The organism is Bradyrhizobium semiaridum (genome assembly GCF_020329505.1).
GTDB lineage: Bacteria > Pseudomonadota > Alphaproteobacteria > Rhizobiales > Xanthobacteraceae > Bradyrhizobium > Bradyrhizobium semiaridum.
In genome coordinates this window covers 1-20,389 of record NZ_JAGKJJ010000024.1, presented here as the reverse complement: position 1 = coordinate 20,389, position 20,389 = coordinate 1, and the positions used below count along the sequence as shown (strand labels likewise).

The 20,389-nt window shown below is 65.9% G+C and carries 19 protein-coding genes; all 19 read right to left on the bottom strand.

Annotated features, from left to right (window positions below; translation table 11 throughout):
- Nucleotides 1–5: 5 nt before the first annotated feature.
- Nucleotides 6–1,067, bottom strand: a complete 1,062-nt coding sequence (locus J6500_RS24275; RefSeq protein ID WP_225715220.1) for a peptidylprolyl isomerase — start codon at nucleotides 1,065–1,067, stop codon at nucleotides 6–8.
- Nucleotides 1,064–1,657 (bottom strand): hypothetical protein, encoded by a 594-nt coding sequence (locus J6500_RS24270; RefSeq protein ID WP_225715219.1) that lies wholly within the window; start codon nucleotides 1,655–1,657, stop codon nucleotides 1,064–1,066. The genes J6500_RS24275 and J6500_RS24270 overlap by 4 nt, the downstream gene beginning before the upstream one ends.
- Nucleotides 1,658–1,659: 2 nt before the next feature.
- Nucleotides 1,660–3,552, bottom strand: coding sequence for a putative porin (locus J6500_RS24265; protein WP_225715218.1), 1,893 nt, complete (start codon nucleotides 3,550–3,552; stop codon nucleotides 1,660–1,662).
- A gap of 52 nt (nucleotides 3,553–3,604) precedes the next feature.
- Nucleotides 3,605–4,411, bottom strand: coding sequence for a TonB C-terminal domain-containing protein (locus J6500_RS24260; RefSeq protein ID WP_225715217.1), 807 nt, complete (start codon nucleotides 4,409–4,411; stop codon nucleotides 3,605–3,607).
- Nucleotides 4,408–4,941: a hypothetical protein gene (locus tag J6500_RS24255; RefSeq protein ID WP_225715216.1), complete on the bottom strand. Its 534-nt coding sequence runs from the start codon at nucleotides 4,939–4,941 to the stop codon at nucleotides 4,408–4,410. The genes J6500_RS24260 and J6500_RS24255 overlap by 4 nt, the downstream gene beginning before the upstream one ends.
- A 20-nt stretch (nucleotides 4,942–4,961) precedes the next feature.
- Nucleotides 4,962–5,366, bottom strand: a complete 405-nt coding sequence (locus J6500_RS24250; RefSeq protein WP_211983246.1) for an ExbD/TolR family protein — start codon at nucleotides 5,364–5,366, stop codon at nucleotides 4,962–4,964.
- A gap of 5 nt (nucleotides 5,367–5,371) precedes the next feature.
- A complete protein-coding gene (locus tag J6500_RS24245) occupies nucleotides 5,372–7,354 on the bottom strand; it encodes a DUF2341 domain-containing protein (protein WP_225715267.1) in 1,983 nt (660 codons plus the stop codon).
- Nucleotides 7,355–7,410: 56 nt separating this feature from the next.
- Nucleotides 7,411–9,201 carry a ShlB/FhaC/HecB family hemolysin secretion/activation protein gene (locus tag J6500_RS24240; protein WP_376707852.1) on the bottom strand — a complete coding sequence of 597 codons (1,791 nt, stop codon included), beginning with the start codon at nucleotides 9,199–9,201 and terminating at the stop codon, nucleotides 7,411–7,413.
- 143 nt (nucleotides 9,202–9,344) lie between these two features.
- Entirely contained in the window at nucleotides 9,345–10,511 is a 1,167-nt protein-coding gene (locus tag J6500_RS24235; protein ID WP_225715214.1) for a FecR family protein, read from the bottom strand.
- Between the two features lie 274 nt (nucleotides 10,512–10,785).
- Nucleotides 10,786–11,409 (bottom strand): RNA polymerase sigma factor, encoded by a 624-nt coding sequence (locus J6500_RS24230; protein ID WP_225715213.1) that lies wholly within the window; start codon nucleotides 11,407–11,409, stop codon nucleotides 10,786–10,788.
- 184 nt (nucleotides 11,410–11,593) lie between these two features.
- Nucleotides 11,594–12,322 (bottom strand): energy transducer TonB family protein, encoded by a 729-nt coding sequence (locus J6500_RS24225; protein ID WP_225715212.1) that lies wholly within the window; start codon nucleotides 12,320–12,322, stop codon nucleotides 11,594–11,596.
- Nucleotides 12,319–12,981, bottom strand: a complete 663-nt coding sequence (locus tag J6500_RS24220) for an energy transducer TonB (RefSeq protein WP_225715211.1) — start codon at nucleotides 12,979–12,981, stop codon at nucleotides 12,319–12,321. Before J6500_RS24220 ends, J6500_RS24225 begins: the two co-directional genes overlap by 4 nt.
- 510 nt (nucleotides 12,982–13,491) lie before the next feature.
- Nucleotides 13,492–14,580: an acyltransferase family protein gene (locus J6500_RS24215; RefSeq protein ID WP_225715210.1), complete on the bottom strand. Its 1,089-nt coding sequence runs from the start codon at nucleotides 14,578–14,580 to the stop codon at nucleotides 13,492–13,494.
- 8 nt (nucleotides 14,581–14,588) lie between these two features.
- Nucleotides 14,589–15,839 (bottom strand): glycoside hydrolase family 5 protein, encoded by a 1,251-nt coding sequence (locus J6500_RS24210; RefSeq protein WP_225715209.1) that lies wholly within the window; start codon nucleotides 15,837–15,839, stop codon nucleotides 14,589–14,591.
- 54 nt (nucleotides 15,840–15,893) lie between these two features.
- The gene (locus J6500_RS24205; protein WP_225715208.1) at nucleotides 15,894–16,754 is read right to left on the bottom strand and encodes a class I SAM-dependent methyltransferase; all 861 of its coding nucleotides are present in this window, start codon (nucleotides 16,752–16,754) and stop codon (nucleotides 15,894–15,896) included.
- 26 nt (nucleotides 16,755–16,780) lie between these two features.
- The gene (locus J6500_RS24200) at nucleotides 16,781–17,995 is read right to left on the bottom strand and encodes a glycosyltransferase family 4 protein (protein WP_225715207.1); all 1,215 of its coding nucleotides are present in this window, start codon (nucleotides 17,993–17,995) and stop codon (nucleotides 16,781–16,783) included.
- On the bottom strand, nucleotides 17,995–19,224 hold the full coding sequence (locus J6500_RS24195; protein WP_225715206.1) for a glycosyltransferase family 4 protein: 1,230 nt from the start codon (nucleotides 19,222–19,224) through the stop codon (nucleotides 17,995–17,997). Before J6500_RS24195 ends, J6500_RS24200 begins: the two co-directional genes overlap by 1 nt.
- The gene (locus J6500_RS24190; protein WP_225715205.1) at nucleotides 19,221–20,036 is read right to left on the bottom strand and encodes a polysaccharide deacetylase family protein; all 816 of its coding nucleotides are present in this window, start codon (nucleotides 20,034–20,036) and stop codon (nucleotides 19,221–19,223) included. The genes J6500_RS24195 and J6500_RS24190 overlap by 4 nt, the downstream gene beginning before the upstream one ends.
- Nucleotides 20,029–20,389, bottom strand: a 361-nt coding sequence (locus J6500_RS24185) for an O-antigen ligase family protein (RefSeq protein ID WP_512699716.1), incomplete at its 5' end; no start/stop codon positions are given. The genes J6500_RS24185 and J6500_RS24190, both read right to left, overlap by 8 nt.

Here is a 20,389-nt window from a genome sequence, read left to right as displayed (position 1 = left end):
CCGTGCTAATTCCTCGATGCGTCGAGCAGGCTCGACAGCGCGAGTTCGTTGAGAACAGGCGGATGCTGCTTGAGCAGCTCGGCGAGATAGGCGCGCCGCATGATCGACGACCGTTCGGAGCGGATCTGCTGCACCAGTTGCTCGCGCACCTCCGGCAGGGTGCGGGTGTAGGACGCCTTGGTGTCGATCAGCTTGATGATGTGCCAGCCGTCGTCGAGCTTGATCGGCTCGGAGACGGTGTTCTTGGCCAGCCCCATCACCTGGCTGCGGATCTCCGGACGGATCTGGGTTTCCGCAACCCAGCCGAGGTCGCCGGAGTCCTTGGCGGCATTGTTGTCGCCGCGCGCGATCGCCGAGAAATCCGCTCCCGGCGCCTTCAGCTTGCGCTGCACGTCGTCGAGATCCTGCCTCGCTTTGTCCTCGGCGGCCTTGTCGCCCTCCTTCGGCGCGGCGATGAAGATCTGCGCCAGCTGGAACTGGCGCGGCATCAGGAAGGCGGCGCGATTGGCGTCGTAGACCTTCTGCAATTCGTCCTCGCTCGGAAAGTTGGCCGGCGGCGTCGACACCGATTGCAGATAGAGCTCGACCAGCGCGCCTTCGCGCATCCGGTTGAGCTGGGCGGCGATATTGGGCTGCTGATCCCATTTCTTGGCCTGCGCTTCCTGCAGCACCAGGCGGTTGGCGAGCAGCAGGCGGACGGCCTGGCTGAGCACGGCCGGATCCTTGGCCAGCGCGGCCTGCTCACGCGGCGCAAGCGCGGCGACATAGCTGCGGAGATCGTCGGCCGAGACGTTGGTATCCCCGACGCGCGCGATGATGTCGTCGGCACCGGCTGCCTTTCCGGCTGCCGGCGCCGGCGCGGCAACAGCAGGCGCGGGCGCCGGCGTGGCGGCAGCTTGGGCCGCGGCCTGCGGCTGCGCTTTTGGCCTGGCGGGGGCCTGCACCGCCCGCGGCTGCTGCGGCGGCGTCACCGGCTGCGCCGACACATCGATCGGCGCGGCGAGAGCCGTCACGAGGGCTGCGATCCCGATCGACCGCAGCGATGTCACGATGTGGGGGTTATTCATGGATTGACCTTCTGATCGAGGAACTTGTCCTGGGTTTCCTGCAGCTGGTTCTGGATCTCGACCCGGCGCAAGCCGAGCGCAGGCTCGCGCGCGACCACGATCTCGCCGATCGTGACGTCGCGATAGCGCTGCACCAGATCCTTGCCGGCCTTGACCAGCTGGGTGTTCTTGGCGACGCAGCTCTTGGTCGAGGCCTTGTAGGTGGTGGCCTCGCTTTCGAACTTGGCGCGCTCGGCGTCCTTGCTGCGGGCGACGGTGGCGGCCTCCTCATAGGCCGCCTTCCACTTCTCCAGCGTATCGTCGCGTTCGGCGAGCCGCTGATTGAACTCCTCGACCGCGTCGCGGTGCTCTTTCTCGGCCTTCTTCAGCTGCGCCTTGAGGCCGTCGACCTCCTTCTTGGCCTCCGCCGTCTTGCGTTCGGCATCGGCGATTTTGGCTTGCAACGCGGTGCGCTGGTCTTCCAGGGCACGGGTCTGCGCCGTCGCGTTGCGCAAGGCATCGCGCAGCCGGTCGGTCTCGGATTGGGCGGACGCGGTGCCGGAGCTCAACGCTCCAAGCACCGCGATCAGGATCAAGAGAGCGATGCGCATGGTCAGAACTTCGCGTTGAGATCGACTTGCAGGACGTCGACGGCATAGGGGTTGCCGGCAATGCTGTTAGCGCTCATCCAGCGCAACGTCGCCCAGACGTTTTCGCCGAGACCGACACTGCCGCCAAGGAAGTATCCCTTGAGGTTGGTGCCGCCGAGACCGAAGTCGGAGTCCGCGAAGGCGTCGAGGGTCGCGTCCGATTCAAGATACTTGTAGCCGGCATGAACGCTCCAGTCCCAGAGATGCTTGATCTCCCTGTTGCCGACCGTGACGCGCCCGAGCCAACCCTGGTTGCCGCCGTTGAATGGACCGGGCGTAACCCCTTGATCGGGGCTGGCTGCGCGGTTGTTCATCAGGAAGCCGTAGATGGCCGCCTGCGAGTTCATGTAGGAGCGGCTGAATGCGGTGTTGTACACATACTCGCCATCGAGCACGATGTGGGCTGGGTGGAAGACTCCGATATCGAGCTGGCCGCTCGCGACCACCGGACGATACTGGCTGACAAGGCCGAAGTACTGGTACAGACCGGCATTGGTTCCACCCGTATTGTTACCCGTTCCGGGTGGATCGAGCATAATGTTGCGCAGCGGGAAATATGTGTTTCCCTTTTGCGCAAAGGATGGCCGGGTCAGGTCGGTATCGCAGACATCGGATGCCGATCTGACCTGGCAAAGGCTCGATAGCTGCCCCTGGACGTTATCGAAGTCGTAAAAGGCAACGCCGAAACGGAATGCGTATTCCGGACTGACACGCGCATTGAAGCCGACCTGGCCTCCGAACATCCACTTGTCGTGACTCGGAAACTTGCTCGGCGGCGATCCATCGGGGTTGGTCGGATCGGATGGCAGATTGTTGCCGGCGTTGAAATCGGTGTTGTAGATCGGAAACGCACCAGCGACCGCAAACGATGTGAAGCCTTCAAAGACCTCATGCCTGGCCTGAACGGCAAAGCCGTCGAAACCGAGCTCGCGGTACCAGACGAGATCGGTCGGCGACCAGAATGGATTGTCAAAGCGGCCTGCGGAAAGGCTGAGATCGCCGCCCCAGGTCTGCCAGTTGATGTAGCCGCGATCGAGCCACACGCCGTATTTCGAGAAATTGCCGCCACCGCCGCCGAGAGTCTGGTTGGTTGACACCGGCGAGCTGTTCTCGCCGGTCGCAATGCGCAGGCCCGCGGTGAACCCGTAGAGCAAATCCGCTTCCATGCCGAGCCGGCCGCGGAAACGGAACTGGTTGCGATCCTGCGTCGCGTCGTAGGTCGGCCCGAACATCGGGCTCGACACGTCATAAGGTGGGCCGGTGTTGATCGCGTTGTAATTGGCCGCACCTGCCTGGTCGTTGCCGGTCGGAAAATAGCTGCCCTGATAGCGCACGCGCGCGTCACCGTAAAACCGGATGCGCTGCGCCCATTCGGGATAGGTGCCGGGTGACGCCCAGTTCTCCTGCTGTGCCTTGGCCATCACCTCTTTCTTAATGTCCTCACGTAACTGCCGTTTGACGATCTCGGGTACATAGGTGACGTGCTTGGTTCCAGGCGGCTGCGCCGCCGCTGCGGCCGCCGTTGCAGCCTTGGTCGCTTCGTCGGCCTTGCTCGATGCATCCTTTGCCGCCTGGCGCGAGACATAGGCCTCGTCTTCCGCTTGCTTGATCAGGGCCTGAGCCTGCTCTTCCTTGAGCACGCCCTGCTTCACCAGCAGGTTGACCAGGTTGATGGTGGCGTTCGGCGACGTCGGCTTCGCGCTCGACACCGTCGGCCGCCTGGCTTCGGTGCGCTTGGCCGGGGCCGCCTGATCGGCGTTGCTCTGGCCCAAGGCAGGCGTGATGCAAGCGAGCGCGCTCAGCGACACCGCAAGCGGCAAGACGTGCCACTCTGCGTCAGCTTTGATCCTAAACATCAGTCCCCCAGTTCTCACTCGCACATTGAATAGTTTGAAACGTCGCGTGTCGTCAGCTCGGCCGCCGCGCGGTGACGCGCGTGACCACCGGCATCGGCATGTCCTTCGGCGGCGGCTCGCGCAGCGTCAGGCTGCCGATCACCTCGTTGCGGAGGGCCGCGTCGATCTCGGCGTTGCCGGTCGACGGCGTCAGCACGACCCGGCTGATACGGCCGGAGCTGTCGGCCCACAGCCGCACCTGGATCTGCGTGGTCATGTTTCGCGTCTTCGGATTGGCGCGGATCGCCGCCTCGATCTGAGAGGTCACGATGGTGGCGTACCAGCCCCAGCGGCTGCCGCCGCCACCGCCGCCGCCGCCATAGGGGCTGCCGCCGGGCTTGCCGCCGAGATTGAAGAGATCGCCGGGCCCGGTCGCCTTGGCGTCGAGCGACAGCGGACCGGGCGGCTCGTCGTTCTTCGCCTCTTTGGCCGGCTCGTCCTTCGGCTTATCGACCGGCTTCTCTTCCTTGAACTCGGGCTCTGCCATCTTGGGCTGCTCGACCATCTTCTGCTCGGGCGGCGGCTGTTGCGGTGGCGGCGGAGGAGGCGGCGGCGGCAGCGTCACGTTGACGATGGTGAGATCGCGCACCTGACGCGGCGGCGGCATATCGTCAGAGCGCAGCAGGAAATAGATGACGCCGCAGATCAAGATCGCGACCGGCACCACCACCGCGCCGTGGCGCAGCAGCGAACGCTCCTTGCTGCGGACGGCCGGCTTGCCGGCAAGCGGCGGCGGGGCCGAAGCCGTTCCGGTCGTCGCAGTGGCCTGATTCTCGCCGGACGCGGCCGGTGCTTTCTCGTTTCGAACCGGCACGTTCATGGCGCGGCCTCCACGGGCGCGCGGTCGAGCAGCCGGTCATCGATGTACTGCATGACGAAGCTGGCGAGCGCATCGAAATTCGTGGTCTTCAGGATGACCTTGGTGTCCGGCGCCGCCTCGATCGCAGCGCGATATGTCGAGGCCTCGCTGACGTAATCCACATAGGCCGTGCGATCGATCGACAGCCGTGTGCGCGGGGTCCGCGAGATCGTCAGCCACAGCGGATTGTGAGCCGGCTGCCGGCCCGCGACGCGTTGGCGCAACACGTCCGCCAGCCTGACCAGCAGGGCCTCGCCATGGAGAGGAAATGCCACCACTTCGCCGCGCATCTCCTCGCTCGCGTCAGCGCGAGGCGGGATCACGCGGGGCTCAGGATCGATGGCAGTGCGGAGCACCGCCGGCAACACCGGCGCGGTGCCTCTATGACCCCCGGCGTTTCTGCCATGATCGAACGATCGCAACACGCTGCTCAGCCAGGACCGCAGCGTCCTGCGCTGTCTGAGTACGAATGGCGACATCGGCGTGGTCATGGCGGCGCTTCTCGGACCGCTCACTTCACGAGCGGCTTGGTGGCAAGCCCGACCTGGGTCAGGCCGATGCGGCTGAGCAGATCGAACACGTCCATCACGCTCTGGTACTGCGCCTGCGCGTCGCCGCGCAGCACCACCGGAAACTCCGGCGTCAGCGCCTTCTGCTGGATCAGACGCTGCTCGAGCTCGGCCAGGGTGACGGGAACGGTGTCGAGAAAGATCTTGCCGTCATTGGCCACCGTGATCGCCTTGGTAGTCTGGGTCGCAAGGCTCGGCGCCGCCGAGGCCTTGGGCAGGTTGACCTTCTGCCCCTGCACCGTGGCCGTGGTCATGATGATGAAGATCACCAGCAGTACATAGGCGAGGTCCAACATCGGCGTGATGTTGATGTCGTCATACGGCTTGGCGTCGCTCTGGACCTGCATCGCCGTTACTCCGCCGCGATGCGGTGTTCGATCGGGTCCGGCCGGTCGGCGGAATAGAATTCCGCCATCTTGGTCACGAACTCGTCGACGAAAACCTGGATGTCGCTGGTCAGGTCCTTGATGCGCGAGATCAAATAGTTGTAGCCGAACAGCGCTGGGATCGCGACGCCAAGGCCGGCGACCGTCGCCACCAGCGCGGCGGCGATGCCGGGCGCGATCGCATTGACGTTGACGTCGCCGCTCGCCGCGATCGCCGCGAAGGTGATCATGACGCCGACCACGGTGCCGAGCAGGCCGAGGAACGGTCCGCCCGAGATCGCGATCGTCAGCACCACCATTAAACGGTTGAGCCGCTGCATCTCCTTGACCACGCCGCTGTCGAGCGACGCGCGGATCGCCGCGATCGCCGCCGCCGACAGCACCGGTGCACGCTGCTGGCCGTTGCTACCCACGAAGCGGTGGCGGATCTCGGCGGCGCCGATGTGATAGATGCGATAGAGCGAAGACGAGCGCATCATCTTGGCGTCGGCCTCGGTGAGACGGCCGCCCAGCGTCGAGACATCGTCGGCATCGCCGCGATCGAGCATGGTCAGGTCGGCGGCGATCTCGCGAAAGCCCTTCATGAACTGGGCGTTCGCCTTGGATTGCTTGTTGAGATACGAGGCCTTGTCGATCATCACGACCCAGCTGACCGCCGCCATGATCAGGAGGAAGCCGATCACGACCCAGCCGTCGAGCGTCACCGATTTGAGGATCACCGCGAAATAGCCGGACAGCCAGCTCGCGGTTTCCTCGTCGACGCTGAAGGTCATCAGCTTGGCCTGGTCGGGGCCCTGCCCGATCGCCATGACCTTGATGAAGCCGGCCGGGCGCGCGATCTTGCTGATCTGCAGTTCGTCGATGTCGCCGGCGAAGCCGGCCATCGCGGCGGCGGGCGCCGGGGTGGCAGCGGCATCGGGCGTGGCGGCAGCCGCGGCGCCACCGTCCGCAGTCGATGCATCAGGGGGCGCTGATGATGTCGCTGCGGACGGGGCCGTCGCAGGCGCGATCGGAGAAGCGTTGGAGGTCGACGTGTCCCCTCCGATCAGGCCAACTGAATTGAGTGCCGGCACGGTTGCGCCGAGCGAGGCGTAGGACACGCCGTCGAGATAGAGCGTGACCTGGCCGTTCGCGGCGATGACGGCCACATGGTGCCACGTGCTCGCCGCGATCGGCGCGCCGGCGCCGGTGCGCTGCGCGGAGCCGCCGCTGGTGACCTCGACAAACGGAATGCCGTTGTCGAGACCGATTACCAGCGCATTGGCGCCGTCACGCCGGCTGAACAGCGCGGCGTTCGGCTGCAGCGCCGCCGGCTTGATCCAGGCCGACCAGGTCAGCGCGGATCCTTCGGGCCATGCCAGCGAGGACGAAGCAGGCAGTGTCAGCGGCGCGCGGCCGTCCAGCCGCAGGCCGGTGCCGATCAACGAGCCGTCCGCGGGCTGACCGACGCTCTGCGCATTGTTGGCCCAGACCGAGGAATCGAGTGCCGGCGTGCCGCGCTCGTTGAAGTGATAGACCAGCTGGGTATCCGGATCGTAGGTGCCCTTGGGATCGCCGGTCGCGATCGCTTTCTTGTTGCCGTAGTACAGCCAGATATCGTTCTTGGTGCCCGGCGACAGGTTCGGCACGGCGACCCAGACCAGACCCTCACCGAGCAGGGAATCGAACTTCTCGATGTGATGCTTCAGCGGCGTCTTGTCGTCGCCGGCCACGAACCTGAGATCGCTGCCATCGTCCTTCGCCGAGTTGAAGCGGAAGTTGCCGACATGCAGCCGCACCAGCACCGGCGCGGTGCCGATCGGATCGGTGACGTTGGCGCCGGATGCGCTGACATCGATGGTGATCTTCTTGCGCAGCTGCCACTCATCGTTCCACCAGGCCTTGGCCGGCGACAGCGATGTCAGCAGCGCGACGAGCGCAAGCAGCAATCCGGTCGCGGCATTCGCCATGCCCCGCCGCAGCGCCGGCCGGCGCATGCGCCGCGTGATATCAAAACTCGTCCCCATCAGAATTCACCCCAGATCCGGAAGTTCACGCGCGGACTGCGTGCCGTTGTGTACGCTTGAGAAATCATCGGCACCGAGAGCGCGACCATGCCGTTGAGATACTCGAAGGTCTTGAAGCGGGTCCCGAGGCCATAGCTCCAGGCCCTGAACGTGGCTTGCTGCTCGACCAGCGGGTCATGGATCGCCGCGTAACCGCCATCGACGAACGTGAAGAAGCGCCAGTCGTTGAAGGTGATGAAGCGCGGCTTGCCCTGGCCGGTCTCGTCCTTCAGTTCCGCCTGCAGCAGGGCGCCGACATTGGGCGTGCGGAACTCGAAATTGGCGGCGACGCCGTTGTCGCCGAGCACTTCGGATTCGAGATAGCCGCGCACGGTATCGAGGCCGCCGAGGCTGAACTGCTCGCTCGACACCAGCGGCCCATCGGCGAGCTGCCCCTGCACCTTGCCGTAGAGCTGGAAGCCTTCCGGCAGCTCCTGCGTATGCGAGACGTCGGCATTGAAATGCGTGAAGCTCGGCGACGCCTTGTAGCGCTTGGTATCGAACTCGTCCGTGGGACTGCTCAGGGTGCGGATATTGTAGGTGATGCCGGCGTTGAACTGGGTGGTGAACTTCTCCTCCTGGAACGTCACCCCGTAGGTCGCGACGACAGGATAATAGGTGACCGGCGAGGAGAAGCCGTCGGTTCCGAGCTTCACGGTCTGGTCGAAGTGCTTGTAGTCGATGCCGAATGACAGCGTGTGGAACAGGCCCTCGCGGGTCGGCAGCGTGATCACGGCGCGCTCGCCGATGATCTCGCCGGGGCCGATCACGTTGGTGCCGCCGACGGTCGCGACGCTGCTGTTCGACTTAACGCCGTAGACCAGGAGATTGAGCCAGTCGACGTTTGTCCGCGCCAGATACGAGCCGGAGAATACCTCGGCATCGCTCGGCCGCTCCGGCGCGACCTGATAGGTGAAGCTCAGTGAGTGGCCGAGCTGCCACAGATTGTCGTAGTGCACGGTCGCCGCGATGCGGCTCGCGGTGGTGGACGGCGACTGCCGGTTGTTGACCTCGAGGCTGGCATGCAGCGGCGGCTTGTCCTCGACGGTGAGATCGACGTCGACGGTGCCGGGCGTCACGCCGGCACGCAGCGCCGGCGTGACGCGGCGATCCGGCCACTGATTGAGCGATACAATGTCCTTGGTGACGTCGCCGAAGTTGGGAACGGTCCCCTCCTTCAGCGAGGGCGCGCCGTTCTTGACCTTGTCGAGATCGAAATAGCGCGAGTTCTTCACCCGCAACCGCCCGACCTTCAGCTCCGTCACCTTGAGCGCGACCACGCCGCTTTGCACGTTCTGCTGCGGGATGGCGACGCTGACGGTCTGAAAGCCCTTGTCGTGATACGCCTTCTCGAGCGCGGCTCGCGCTTTCTCGACGTCCTCGGCGGTCTTGTTCGGACCGAGGAACGGATAGATCGCTTCCTCGATCTCGATCTGCGGTAAGGTGTCGGCGCCCTGCACCGCGAAATCGTCGATGTCGAAGCGCTGCAGCGGCGCCGCCGGCTTCTGCGCCGGCGCATTCGCCAGTGCTGGCGCATTGGCCTGGGCCGGCGGCTTGGCGGCCGCGGCCGGCGCGGCATCCGCCGCCCGCTTCGCCGCACAGGCCGGGACGATGGTAGCGACGGATCCGGCCACGGTGATCGCCGCGACCGAGGCGCGCAACCCAACCCGGCATCGGCTGCGATGCCCAAAACTCGGATGATCTCTTCGACTACGCACCGACTTCGCTCGCTTCACGCAGGCGCGCGCCATCGCGGCAGAATGGCCGGGATGACGACGCCTTATTCAGAAGACGGCTGAGCGAGCGCTAACATGCAAAAGATTTTGCCGCTTCGCGAAAGAAATTTTCGGTTTGTTAGGGAATCAGGCTCGGCGCCCCGGCGGTTCGGCCCGCCTCAGCTCATCAGCACGACGCCGCCGGGCAGCGACGTGATCCGCGCGCCGAATAATTGCTCGACCTGGGCGACGAAACTGTCGAGCTTGTCGAGCTGGAACGTTCCGTTGACGAGACGGCGCTTGAGTTCCGTGCTGGTGATGATGATCTTGCCGGAGCGGTAACGATTCACTTCGTCGACGGCGCTTGCCAGCGGCCGGTCGCGGAAGATCAGCAGTCCGGTCTGCCATGCCGTGACCTGCGCGGCATCGACCGGACGCGACGCCTGCAATCCCGCGCGCGAATAGCTGACCTGTTCGGCCTTGCGCAGCTGCACGGTCCGGCCGTCCTGTTCGACGCTCACGATCCCGGCGAGGCAGGTGACGGAAACCACCCCGTCGAGACAACGCGCGTTGAAATCGGCCTGCAGCGCGCTGATGCGGCCGTCACGGGCCAGCATCACCAGCGGCGTCGACGACGATTGCCTGGCCGCAACCGACGCTTCGCCGGAGATCAGCTCGATCCGGGTCTCGTTCGGCACCGGCCGCAGGGCAAGGCTGGTCTGGGTGTTCAATTCGATCGAAACATCCGGCGCCACCATGACCTTGCGATGCTCGCCCTTTCCGGTCCGGTAGTCGGCGGAGAACTCCTCGAGCGAGGGCCACATGTCGAGCGGCGGATTGATCATCACGTAGCCGGCGGCAGCGGCGATCGCGCCGCCAAGCACGAGGCGCCGCGTGAGCAGATGCGGCTTTCGCGGCAAGGTCGCAACAGCGGCAGTCGCTCCCTGCTCGCTGGCCAGTTCCTGCGCCGCGATGCTGGCGGTGCGGAGCACACCTACAGCCTTCTTGAACGCCGCCTCATGCGCCGGGCTTTGCGCGCGCCAGTCCTGCAACGCGTCCACGTCGGCCCGAGTCGGCGCGCCGGCCTTCAGCCGGACAACCCAGTCGAGCGCCTCGTCCAGCAACGGATCGGTGTCGGATGTGCGGATCGGCTCGGTCACGATGGATTGCTCATCACTATGCTCGTCAACGCCCAGCCTCTGGTCGCGTCGAACGCATCTTGGAGCTGCTGTATAGACGATTCCTGCGGCATCCGGGGACCGCAATGCCTGGCTGCGCGGGTCGCAAACAGAAACATCCGGCAATCGCGGCCCCGCGCGCAAGGCCGGCCCGGCGGCGATTGGCATCTTGACCTGTTTTCAAACGGCTCAACACTTCGGCGAACCTTTCCCAGGGCACCCCGGCGGTCCTCATGAGATGGTTCTCTATTCGATAGACGACTGAAAAACCGCTATCCCGCAGAACGAAAGTCGAAATATTCTCTGAACTATCACTCCTGATACCAAGTCCCGGGCCGCTGGAAAACGGCCTCTGCAGCAAATTTCGGTCCTGATGCACGTGAGCGGGCGCTCACCATGGCCACGACATTCTCGGTGGCCGCAGACGATGAGCCACGCACGATCACATGCGCGGCCGCGGGCCTCCGAGGCGCCGGATCAACGTATAATCAAGGCAATCGGCACAATGACTTAGCGCGAGCTTCAAATCGCTTTCGACGGTTCGCACGCTGACGCCGAGGCGGGTCGCAACGTCGTGCGGCGATCGTCCTTCGACCGCGATGCTGTGCAGCACATCACGCGGCCGGGCCGGCAACCCGGCCAGCGCGCGCTTGAAGGCGTCGATATCGGAACGCGCCTCGACGATCCTTGCCGGGCTCGGGCCGTCGTCGCAGACCTCGAGCAGCGCATCGATCTCGGCGGCGCTGACGCGCTGATTCTGCGCCTTCTGACGATCCTTGGCGATATTGATGGCGATCCGGAAAATATAGTCCGCCGGGCTGCGGATAGGCACCGAGTCGGTCACCCTCTCCAGCCGCAGAAACGTTTCGTGCAGGGCTTCATAAGCGAAATCGGAAGATCCCAGGCGGCGTGTCAGTTTCTTGACCAGACCGTCATAGTTCTCGACGAGTTGGCCCCGCAGCCGCACTCGATTAACATCAGCCACGTTCAGCGGCCCCCCAGACACCAGCCCGATATCCAGAATTGAATTGTTCTTGAAACTCGCCTCGTCGTAACGATCCCGCACAACATATTTATGACGGCGACAAGACGGCGGCCAGACACCCGGTCATGTGCTGCAAGACGATCACATCGGCGCGCCGGTCGCGTCGCCGCGCATCATCCGAAAGACGTATGCGATGCCGGGAGCCGATCATGCTCGACCACAACCGTGATGGCGACCATCGCAACGGGGAGCACCGCGCCTGCAATCAGGTCGGCTCGAATACCAGCGTGATCTGGATATTCAGTCGGTCGGGCAGTTCGGACGGGATCAACGGCAGCGGCTGCGCGCGCCGGATCGCATCCATCGCGGCGCGGTCGAGGACCGCCTGCCCGGAGCTGGTCTTCACCCAGACGTCCAGCAGCGTGCCATCGCGCCGCATCGAGAAGAAGGTCTCGACCGCGCCGTGCAGCCGACCCGGCCGCGCCGCGTTCGGATAGCGCTGATAGCGGGCGACATGGCGGAGCAGTGCCTGTTGAAATTTCACCGCAGCGCTGTTCGGCGGCGCATCGGCCGGGGATGGCGCAGGACGCAGGCTCGGCATGGTCGGTTCGGTCGGCATCGGCTCGCGCGCCGGGGTCGCCGGCGTGTCGTCCAGCGCCTGATCGGAGTTTTCCGGCGAAACGTCGGTCCGGCTCGCGAGCGCCGCCGTCGGCGGCTGCGACGCCGGCGCCACCGGAATCGGCGCGGGAACGGGGCTCGGCAGCAGCCGCACCTGCACGACCGAGCTCTGCTCGCGGCTCGCCGGACCGGCCGGCGGTTGCAGCCGGATCCAGTAGATTCCGCCGACGAACAACAGCGTCGCGATGGTCGGCACCAGCAACAGCCGCAGCACCTCGCGCGAGGTCCAGGCACTCGGGTCCTCGGGATAGAACAGCGAGGTCATCGGACCTGTGTCGGGCACCTCGTCCCGTGCGCGTGTGTCGCCGGCGTTCATTGCAGCGATGTCACGCGGATCGCGATCCGCACCGGCTGAGGAGCATTTGCCGGCGTCGCCCGGCTGACGGTCAAGCCGCGCAGCGCCGCGGCCACGGCCGCATCGCGGTCCTGATCGCCGGTCGAGCGCAGCAGCTGGGTCCGCAAGATCGTACGGGATGAATCGATCCAGAGATCGAGAGTGAGCCGATAGTTGCCGCCGCGGGTCGCGGCATGCTTCTGCAGCGCCTTCTGGATGTCGGTTTGAAGGCTCTCGCTGTAGTCATGCAATGCGCTGGTATCGTCAGCGTCGGTGGTCGCCCGCACCTGCAGCGTCCCCAGCGACAGGTCCGCGGTCGCGAGCGGGCTCGGCGGCGGACGGTCGGACGTTGCGGTGCGCAAGGCGAGCGTGATGGCATCCCGTCGGATGTACTGGACCTTCAGATCGGTCCCGGTCAGCAGCACGCTCAGCGCGTCCTCGGGCAGCAGCTTGCCGTCGACCGGCATCGACCTGCGGCCGCTGGCCGACCCGCTCTCATAGAGCACCTGAATGCCGGCCTGCTCGCCATAGGCCTGCAACGCGCTGGCGAGCGGTTGCGCGGGGATGTGGAATTCGACCGGCGCGGATGCCGCAATGACCTCGCGCTGCTGCGCAGCGGCGGCGCAGATGCTGGCGATCAACAGGACCGCGCCAATCCCGAGCAGGCGTCGCGGTCTCGCGGCGGCTGCGGCATCATCACGCCTGGTCGCTGTGCCAGCACCATATAACTCAATTGCTGTCATAGCTTAGCTTTGGCCCATAAGTGACCGCGGATGAATTCGGCCAGCATGTGCGTGGATCAGCCTTTCGGCCGATGGACCAGCGTTGTTTATATCCGAAATGTGACGGCTGTCTAACCGCAGGCCAATAGGCCGGCGACACGAACCGATGGCTCGGGTCCGTTCATGGCAAAAGGCCACGCCGCTCCGATCGGAGCCGACGTGATGCCGGGCCGGCCAACGAAGCTCCGTGCATCCGGCCATCAGTGATGCGCCGCGCGCCGCAGGCAGCCGCGCCGACTGTGCCGGATGTCACTTATAAGACCGTTCGAGACCGCCTAACGCGAAGCGATTCACCGAGAAAATTTCTGCGCAGACAAGCGGTCACGGGCGCTTGAGAGCGTCCAGCCGGAACGCGACCGCTGGCCTCCATCAGGAATCGGCGTTGTTCGAGAGGCGCTTTGCGCCATACCGGAGCACGATCGCGCGCCCGAACAGGATCATCGGACGCTCCACGGTCCGATAGACCAGCCAGGACACCATCAGCGTGAGGACCATGCAGATCAGCATGGTGGCGACGTCACCGAACCGCCCGGACAAGGGCAGGACGCTGTAAACGGCGACATTCACGCTCCAGTGCAGCAGGTACATCGAGTAGCTGATCAGGCCGACCCGCGCGAGCAGCAGCGACCGCGGCCGATCGCACCTGACGGCAGCAAGGAAGACGGCGAAAGCGAGCAGATAGGCGACGAGGACGGGTTGCAGTCCCTCCATGATGAAGTTGTCGCCGCGGTCCAGCGAGAACGTCGCAACGGACGGCACCGCAATGAATTGCGCGACGACAAGGGCCAGCACGGCAAAGCGCGCGCCCGGCGCCCGCTCGACCAGCCACAGCCTCAGCAACAGGCCAAGGAACAGGAACGACAGATGCATGCCGAGATACTGGACCGGCAGATTGGCGATGCCGTGCATGCGCAACTGCACGGGCAACGCCGTTGCAGCGACAAGCCCGAGGCTCAGCAGCGACAGCACGCCGACACTTCGCAGCCTGCCGGCGGAGAACAACAGCGCGACCAGGATGTAGAACACCAGCTCGATGAACAGCGTCCAGTAGATCGGCGACAGCCAGGCCTGGCCGAACAGTGCCGGTGCCATAGTCATGTTGGCGAGCACCGTTGCCGTCCGCGGCGGCGCGCCGGCGAGCCAGGCCGTGGTCGCGAGCACCGCGAGCGCAAGCCATAATGCGGGATAGAGCCGGAACGTCCGCGTGACGGCGAATTGCAGCAGCGGCCGTTCGCCGCCGATGCTGAACGGCACGACGAAGCCGCTGATCAGAAAGAACAGCGCCACGCCGAAGCGGCCGAGGCTTATGTTATGGACGAGCGCGTCGGCCACCGCGTTGAGCGGGCCGGCCGCCGGTGGCGTCTGCCGCAGCAGATCGCCGAACAGGTGTTCGATCATGACACCGAGCGCGGCGATGGCCCGCAATCCGTCGATATTGGCGTAGCGCTGGGATGTCATGACGGCGCTCACGCGGGTACGAGACCGAGCGCGCGCCGCGTCGTCGCGTCGAAACCGGGCCCGGTCTCGTTTTCAGCCAGCGCGAACCCGCCTGTCGCCACATAGGTCCAGCACGACCAGGCGAAGCCGTAGGCCTCGGCGAGTTGGCGCATGTCGCGCAACCAGCTCTCGCGCGCGGTCGCGCCCTCGGCCGTGGTCTGATACGGCGTCATGTGGACCCCGAACTCGCCGAGCAGGATCGCGCGCGCCGGCAGACGCTGTGCCATCCGCCAGGCTCTCACCTGCTGGAAGGTCTTTTCAAGCGTCGACCGGTTGAATCCGGAGCTGACATAGCTCGCCAGCGTCTGCCTGGCCTGCTGCGCCTGCTGCAGTTCGGCGCCGGCAAGGCCGAGCGCCGCGATGCGCTGATCGGTTGCCCGGTACATCGCGTCGGGCGATGCGGGCGCGGGATAGGCGATCGCATCGAGCGCGTAGGCCGGACTGCCTGATACGCCCTGATGGGTGAACTGCCACGGCGAATAGTCGTGATACGTGTAGATCAGCCGGGAATCATTCGCGAACGGACGCATGTCGATCTGCAGCAGCGCGCCGGGAGCGTTCATCGAGCCACCGCCCAGCACGAGCGGCAGCGTCTCCGAACCGCTGCGCGCGGCCCGGTAGGCGGCTTCGAGCATCGGTTGCCATGCGGCCGCTGATATCTCCGGCTCGTTCATCAGCTCGAGCGCGAGCCGCGGCGAGCCGGCCGCATTCTCCGCCGCAAGCTGCGCCAGGCGGCCGGCGAAACGCTTCAGCAATCCGAGCACGGCCTGGAACTTCGGCGTACTTACGCCGGCGGTCAATTCTCGGGGCTGGTAGGCGGAGTTCATCATGCTGGGATGCAGATCGACGATCACGCCGAGATCGGCATCGAGCAGATCGCGGACCGTGTTGATGACACGATCGTCCAACTGGTCGCGCTGGGTACCCGCGAAGGCGAGAAAAGGACCAACGTCGACGGCAAGACGCACGAAGTCGAATCCTGCGGCCCGGATCGCCTGCCGCTCCTCCGCGATGAACTGAAACCGCGGCGCCGAAAACGGCGGCACGGCATAGGAGCCGTCCGCGTTGACATCCGCCCAGCCGAACGCATGGGCGACGCCGATCCCGCGGCGAAAGCCGGGCATCTGGCCGGCAGACTGAGCCGAGGCGCCCTGCGTCCCGAACGGAGCGAGCATTGCGATGCCGGCGATGCTGCCGAGAACCGAACGGCGCGTGGTCATGGCGGCCTCTCCTGCCGCTCGAATGTCCGGACGTGGACGATGCCGTGATCGCATTCAACCGGCCCTTCCGGGATGACGCGCCGTCAGCGCGCCATCGAGCACGATCATGTCCTGTTGCCCCGCAAAGGGCGTAGCAAGCCCGCGCAGCGAGACGTCGCGAAGGCTGGGATCGATGGTGCGCGACGGCACGAAGCGGACGTCGCTCCAGCCCTCGGCGCTGAAGGCGCGCACGTAGTCGGCCGGACGTAACCGGTTCGGCTGTCCGGGAAACCGGAACAGGCGGTAGAGCGGCTCGGGATAACGATAGATGTTGTTGGGGTCGTTTTCGCGGATCCAGCGCGAGTGCGTCTGCAGATCGATGATGTGCACGCTGGCACAGCCGGGCCGCGCCACTTGCGTCAGGGCCGCGACGGCATCCGGTACGCTGTCGTAATGCTCGAACGCCGCGCAGCTCACGATCAGATCGAAGGTCCGTCCCTCGGCGAGGCGCGGGATGTCGAAGTCGCGTCCGACGGCGTAGCCGAACTCGCGGGCGCCGGAGTTCGCGGCGATGGCGCGGGCGCGCGTGCGGTCCGTCTCGCTGCCCTCGGCGAAGCGATCGAGCAGCCGCTGGTAGAACGCCGGATCCTCCTTCCCTGCGAGATCGAACACGTCGATGGCATGATAGGACCGCGCGCCCATGGCAAGGAACAGCACGCCGTTGCCGCGCGACGCGCCGGGACTGAGCTCCAGCACGTCGCGCCCGCGCAGATCGAATTCCGCCGGCATGAAGCGGCGGAGCGAGGCGAAGACGTCGAGCAGATAGGTGATCTGTCCCTCGACATCGGATTTGGCCACGGTGTTCGGCGTGGCATAGCCGCGCAGCCTGTCCTTGCTCCAGGCAAGGCCAAGGAAACCGAGGCCCAGGAGCTTCATTTCGAGGGTTCGCAAAGCGGGCGTCATCAGTGACCTCCGATCTCGAGATGTTTCTTGAGGCCGGTGCCGCCGCGATGCGCGCCGCCCGCCTTCCAGGCAACCAGCGCGCTCTCATAGACCTCGATGGTGCGGTCCACGATCGGGCTCCAGCCAAAGGACGCCATGACCCGTGCCGCCCGCGCCTCCCTGTCCGCCGCACTGTCGGGCGTAGCCAGCTTCATCCGCATCGCCGCCGCGAGCGCCGCCACGTCGCCCAGCGGGTAATAGCTGTCAGCCCCGAGATCGAGCGCAAGATTGGCGTCGATGTCGCTTGCCAGGCACCGCGTCCCGTGGCTGAGCGCCTCGAGCAGCACCATCGGCATTCCCTCATGGCTCGACGGCAGCACGAACAGGCCGGCATGCTGATAGAGCTGGGCCAGCGCCTCGCCGGTCTGGAAGCCGGTCATCACCACGCCGGGCGTCGCCGCCGCGGCCGCTTCGACCGCGTGCAGATAGCCGCCCTTGTGATCGGCCGTGCCGACGATGATCAGCTTGACGTCGGGATCGTTGAGGCGGGCGAAGGCGCTGATCAGATCGAGTTGCCGCTTCTCCTCGACGATCCGGCCGACGCACAGGACATAGCGGCGCGGGGCCACGTCGATGTAATCGAGATATGAGGTGCCGAACTTCGGCAGGTCAGTTTCCACGCCGTTCGGGATGAAGCTCGCCGCAACACCGAACCTCAGGCGAACCGAATCGACAATGCCTTTCGACACGCCGATGCGCGCGTGCGCGAAACTCATTCCCATCCGTTCGCCGGCGCGCAGCACCGACTTGGCGAGATCTCCCCATTTCTGGCGGTCGTAGTCGAAGCCGTGATGGGTCACGACGACGCGAAGGCCGAGCAGACGGGCCAGCGGCGTCAGGAGCGCCGGCCCGATCGCGTGGATATGGACGAGATCCGGCTTGCGGCGGGCTGCAACGAGCAGGCCCAGGGCGGTATGCAGCAGCGCCTCGAAGCTTTTCGAGCGCGGTGTCCAGACCGGCGTCACGGTGACGCCTTTCCAGACATAGGGCTCTGGCGACGGAAGATACGGCTTGCGTCCGAGCACCTCGACCTGCCAGTCGCGCGCGGCGATCCTGACCGCGAGGGCTGCGACATGGGTTTCGACGCCGCCCTGAACCTCCGGAATGCCGCGCAGGCCGAGGAAGATCACCTTCCTCCGGGAGCGGCCTGCCGCGGCTGGTGTCAGGGTGTACATTAGTGCAGCACCGTCTCGTACACGGCCGTGGTGCGCTCGCGATATTTCTCCGGCGAGAATTCGCGCAGCACCCAATCGCGGCCGGCGGCGCCAAGCCTGTTGCGCGCGGTCCGGGACAGCCGCGCCATGCCGCTCAGGGCTTCGGCCAGCATAGCGACGTTGCCCGGCGCCACCAGCGCGCCGGTCTTGTTGGGGACGACGAGCTCGGGAATGCCTCCGATCCGCGTGCCGATCACCGGGCGTCCGAGCGCGTAGGCCTCGAGCACGCTGATCGGCGCGTTCTCGTACCATTCGGAGGGCAGCACCAGCGCGCGCGATTCGCCGATCACCCGCTTCAGCTCCGGCTTGTCGAGATGGCCGGTGAAAGTGACGTCGGCGCCGAGCTCGAAGGCGAGATGGCGCAGCGCGGGCTCCTCCGGCCCGGTGCCGGCCAGCACCAGCCGCTGGCGCGATAGCGCGGCGGCACGCAACAGCGTGCCCAGCCCTTTCTCGGGCGCGAGCCGTCCCGCATAGACGAAATAGTCGCCCTCATGGCACCAGGGCGTGAACTGGTCGGCGTCGATGAAGTTCGGGATGTAGGCAATCCGGCTCGCATCCCAGCCCCATTCCACCAGCTTGTCGCGGTAGAAACGGCTTGGCGTCACGAGACAGTCGAGCGTGTCGCGATAGAGACCCAGCGTCCGGTGCACCAGGGTCTCGAGGAAGACCAGCCCGCTGACCATGGCCGAGTCCTTGACGCAGCGGTGCAGCAAGACGTTGTGGATGCGTCCACCGAAGCAGCGCTCGCAGACGCGGCCGCGATTCAGCATCTTGTAGGCGGGACAGGCGAGCTTCAGATCGTGGGCCGTCATCACGACCGGCACGCCTTCGCCCTTGAGGACATCGAAGATCGACGGCGAGATGTGATGATAGACGTTGTGGGCGTGCGCCACCGACGGCGGGACGCGGCCGATCAGGGCGCGGATCTTGCGGCGCGCTTCCAGCGAGAAGATGATCTTGGCGGCCTGCCGCGCCTTGGTGATCGGCCCGCCCGCCCGGCCGTACTCGATCTCCGAGACGAAGTATTCGGACCACGGACTGGGCAGATTGTCAGGATGCTCCATCGCGAAGGGCACGACGTCCCAGCCGGCCGCCGCGAACAGATCGATCTGGTCGAGGAACACGCTCTCGGCGCCGCCGCGCCGGTAGAAGTAATTGTTGATGGCCAGCAGCCGCCGTGAACCGGTCATTGTGTGCGCTCCCGGAATCCCATGCGGTCGAGTGCCGCATCGATGGTCAGCACGCAGCAGCCGCGTTCGACCGCATGTCCGACCAGCCGCGCGAAAGCGGCTGGCGTGCAGCCATAGGGCGTCGGCGTCGGCGAGATATCGTGCGTGAAGAAGATCAGCCAGCCCGGATCGGCGACCAGCGCGTCGATCCAGCGGGTCAATCCGCGGACATGCGCTTCGGACTGCCTGATCTCGACCGCTCGCAGGAAGGTCGGGTCGGTCGGACCGCGATTGATCGCCTCGCCGCCAGCGCGGCAGCTCCGGTACGCATGGGCCAGCATCGGCCGCTTGCCGAGGCAGCCGCTGTTGTAGGGATAGGCGAAGTTGCGCCGGCTCCGCCGCGGATCGATCGCGTCGAGATAGCGCGCATTGCAGGCAAGGTCCGCGGCAAGGAACGAGCGATCGACATGCCGCAAGTCCTGGTGGCCGTAAGTGTGGCAGCCGATCTCGTGGCCGCGCGCGACAAGCTCGCGGCAGCCGGCCGCATCGATCAGGGTGCGATCGGCCTCGATGCGCCCCTCCAGGCCGCCCGCGATATAGAACGTGCCGCGGACGCTGTGCGCCTCGAGGATCGTGGCGCCGGAGCGAAGTGCAGTGTCGGGCACGTCGTCGAACGTGAAGGAAACGATCGGCTTGCGGGTCGGAACATCGATGAGCTGCCACGGCGTGGCACGGATCAGCCGGTTGGTCAGCCGGCCGGCGAGCCGGTCGATCGGCGCCGGCAAGCGGGCGTTGCGCGCGATCGGTTGCGGAGCGGCGGCCGGGCTATGCATGGGCCGGCTCCGCTGCGGGCGCTGCGGCCTCAACTTCGCGGATCTCGTGCGCGCTCGCCTGCAGGCGAAGGCCGAAGATCGCGACCACCAGCATGAACCAGACGAGACTGCCGGACTGGAAATAGAGACTCTCGACACAGGCGGAGAACACGCCGTAGAGCCAGATCCGGGTGAACAGCCTGGTCAGCGCGGGATCGTTGTCGCGCGCCGCAGCCCGGCTCACGTCGCGCAGCGGCAGCCAGACCAGCAGCGCCAGCGTCAGGATCAGTCCCGGAATCCCGGTCGTGATCGCCGCATCGAGATAGGCATTGTGGGCGTTGAACGCGCCGACCGCCCAGCTGGTGCCGCCGCCG

Coding starts and splice junctions, on each gene's coding strand:
- J6500_RS24270 (WP_225715219.1), bottom strand. CDS start 1,657: ATGCGCATCGCTCTCTTGATCCTGATCGCGGTGCTTGGAGCGTTGAGC.
- J6500_RS24210 (WP_225715209.1), bottom strand. CDS start 15,839: ATGACCACGCGCCGTTCGGTTCTCGGCAGCATCGCCGGCATCGCAATG.
- J6500_RS24190 (WP_225715205.1), bottom strand. CDS start 20,036: ATGCATAGCCCGGCCGCCGCTCCGCAACCGATCGCGCGCAACGCCCGC.
- J6500_RS24275 (WP_225715220.1), bottom strand. CDS start 1,067: ATGAATAACCCCCACATCGTGACATCGCTGCGGTCGATCGGGATCGCA.
- J6500_RS24245 (WP_225715267.1), bottom strand. CDS start 7,354: ATGGCGAATGCCGCGACCGGATTGCTGCTTGCGCTCGTCGCGCTGCTG.
- J6500_RS24240 (WP_376707852.1), bottom strand. CDS start 9,201: ATGGCGCGCGCCTGCGTGAAGCGAGCGAAGTCGGTGCGTAGTCGAAGA.
- J6500_RS24200 (WP_225715207.1), bottom strand. CDS start 17,995: ATGTACACCCTGACACCAGCCGCGGCAGGCCGCTCCCGGAGGAAGGTG.
- J6500_RS24255 (WP_225715216.1), bottom strand. CDS start 4,941: ATGACCACGCCGATGTCGCCATTCGTACTCAGACAGCGCAGGACGCTG.
- J6500_RS24215 (WP_225715210.1), bottom strand. CDS start 14,580: ATGACATCCCAGCGCTACGCCAATATCGACGGATTGCGGGCCATCGCC.
- J6500_RS24260 (WP_225715217.1), bottom strand. CDS start 4,411: ATGAACGTGCCGGTTCGAAACGAGAAAGCACCGGCCGCGTCCGGCGAG.
- J6500_RS24225 (WP_225715212.1), bottom strand. CDS start 12,322: ATGAACGCCGGCGACACACGCGCACGGGACGAGGTGCCCGACACAGGT.
- J6500_RS24265 (WP_225715218.1), bottom strand. CDS start 3,552: ATGTTTAGGATCAAAGCTGACGCAGAGTGGCACGTCTTGCCGCTTGCG.
- J6500_RS24250 (WP_211983246.1), bottom strand. CDS start 5,366: ATGCAGGTCCAGAGCGACGCCAAGCCGTATGACGACATCAACATCACG.
- J6500_RS24195 (WP_225715206.1), bottom strand. CDS start 19,224: ATGACCGGTTCACGGCGGCTGCTGGCCATCAACAATTACTTCTACCGG.
- J6500_RS24205 (WP_225715208.1), bottom strand. CDS start 16,754: ATGAAGCTCCTGGGCCTCGGTTTCCTTGGCCTTGCCTGGAGCAAGGAC.
- J6500_RS24235 (WP_225715214.1), bottom strand. CDS start 10,511: ATGCCAATCGCCGCCGGGCCGGCCTTGCGCGCGGGGCCGCGATTGCCG.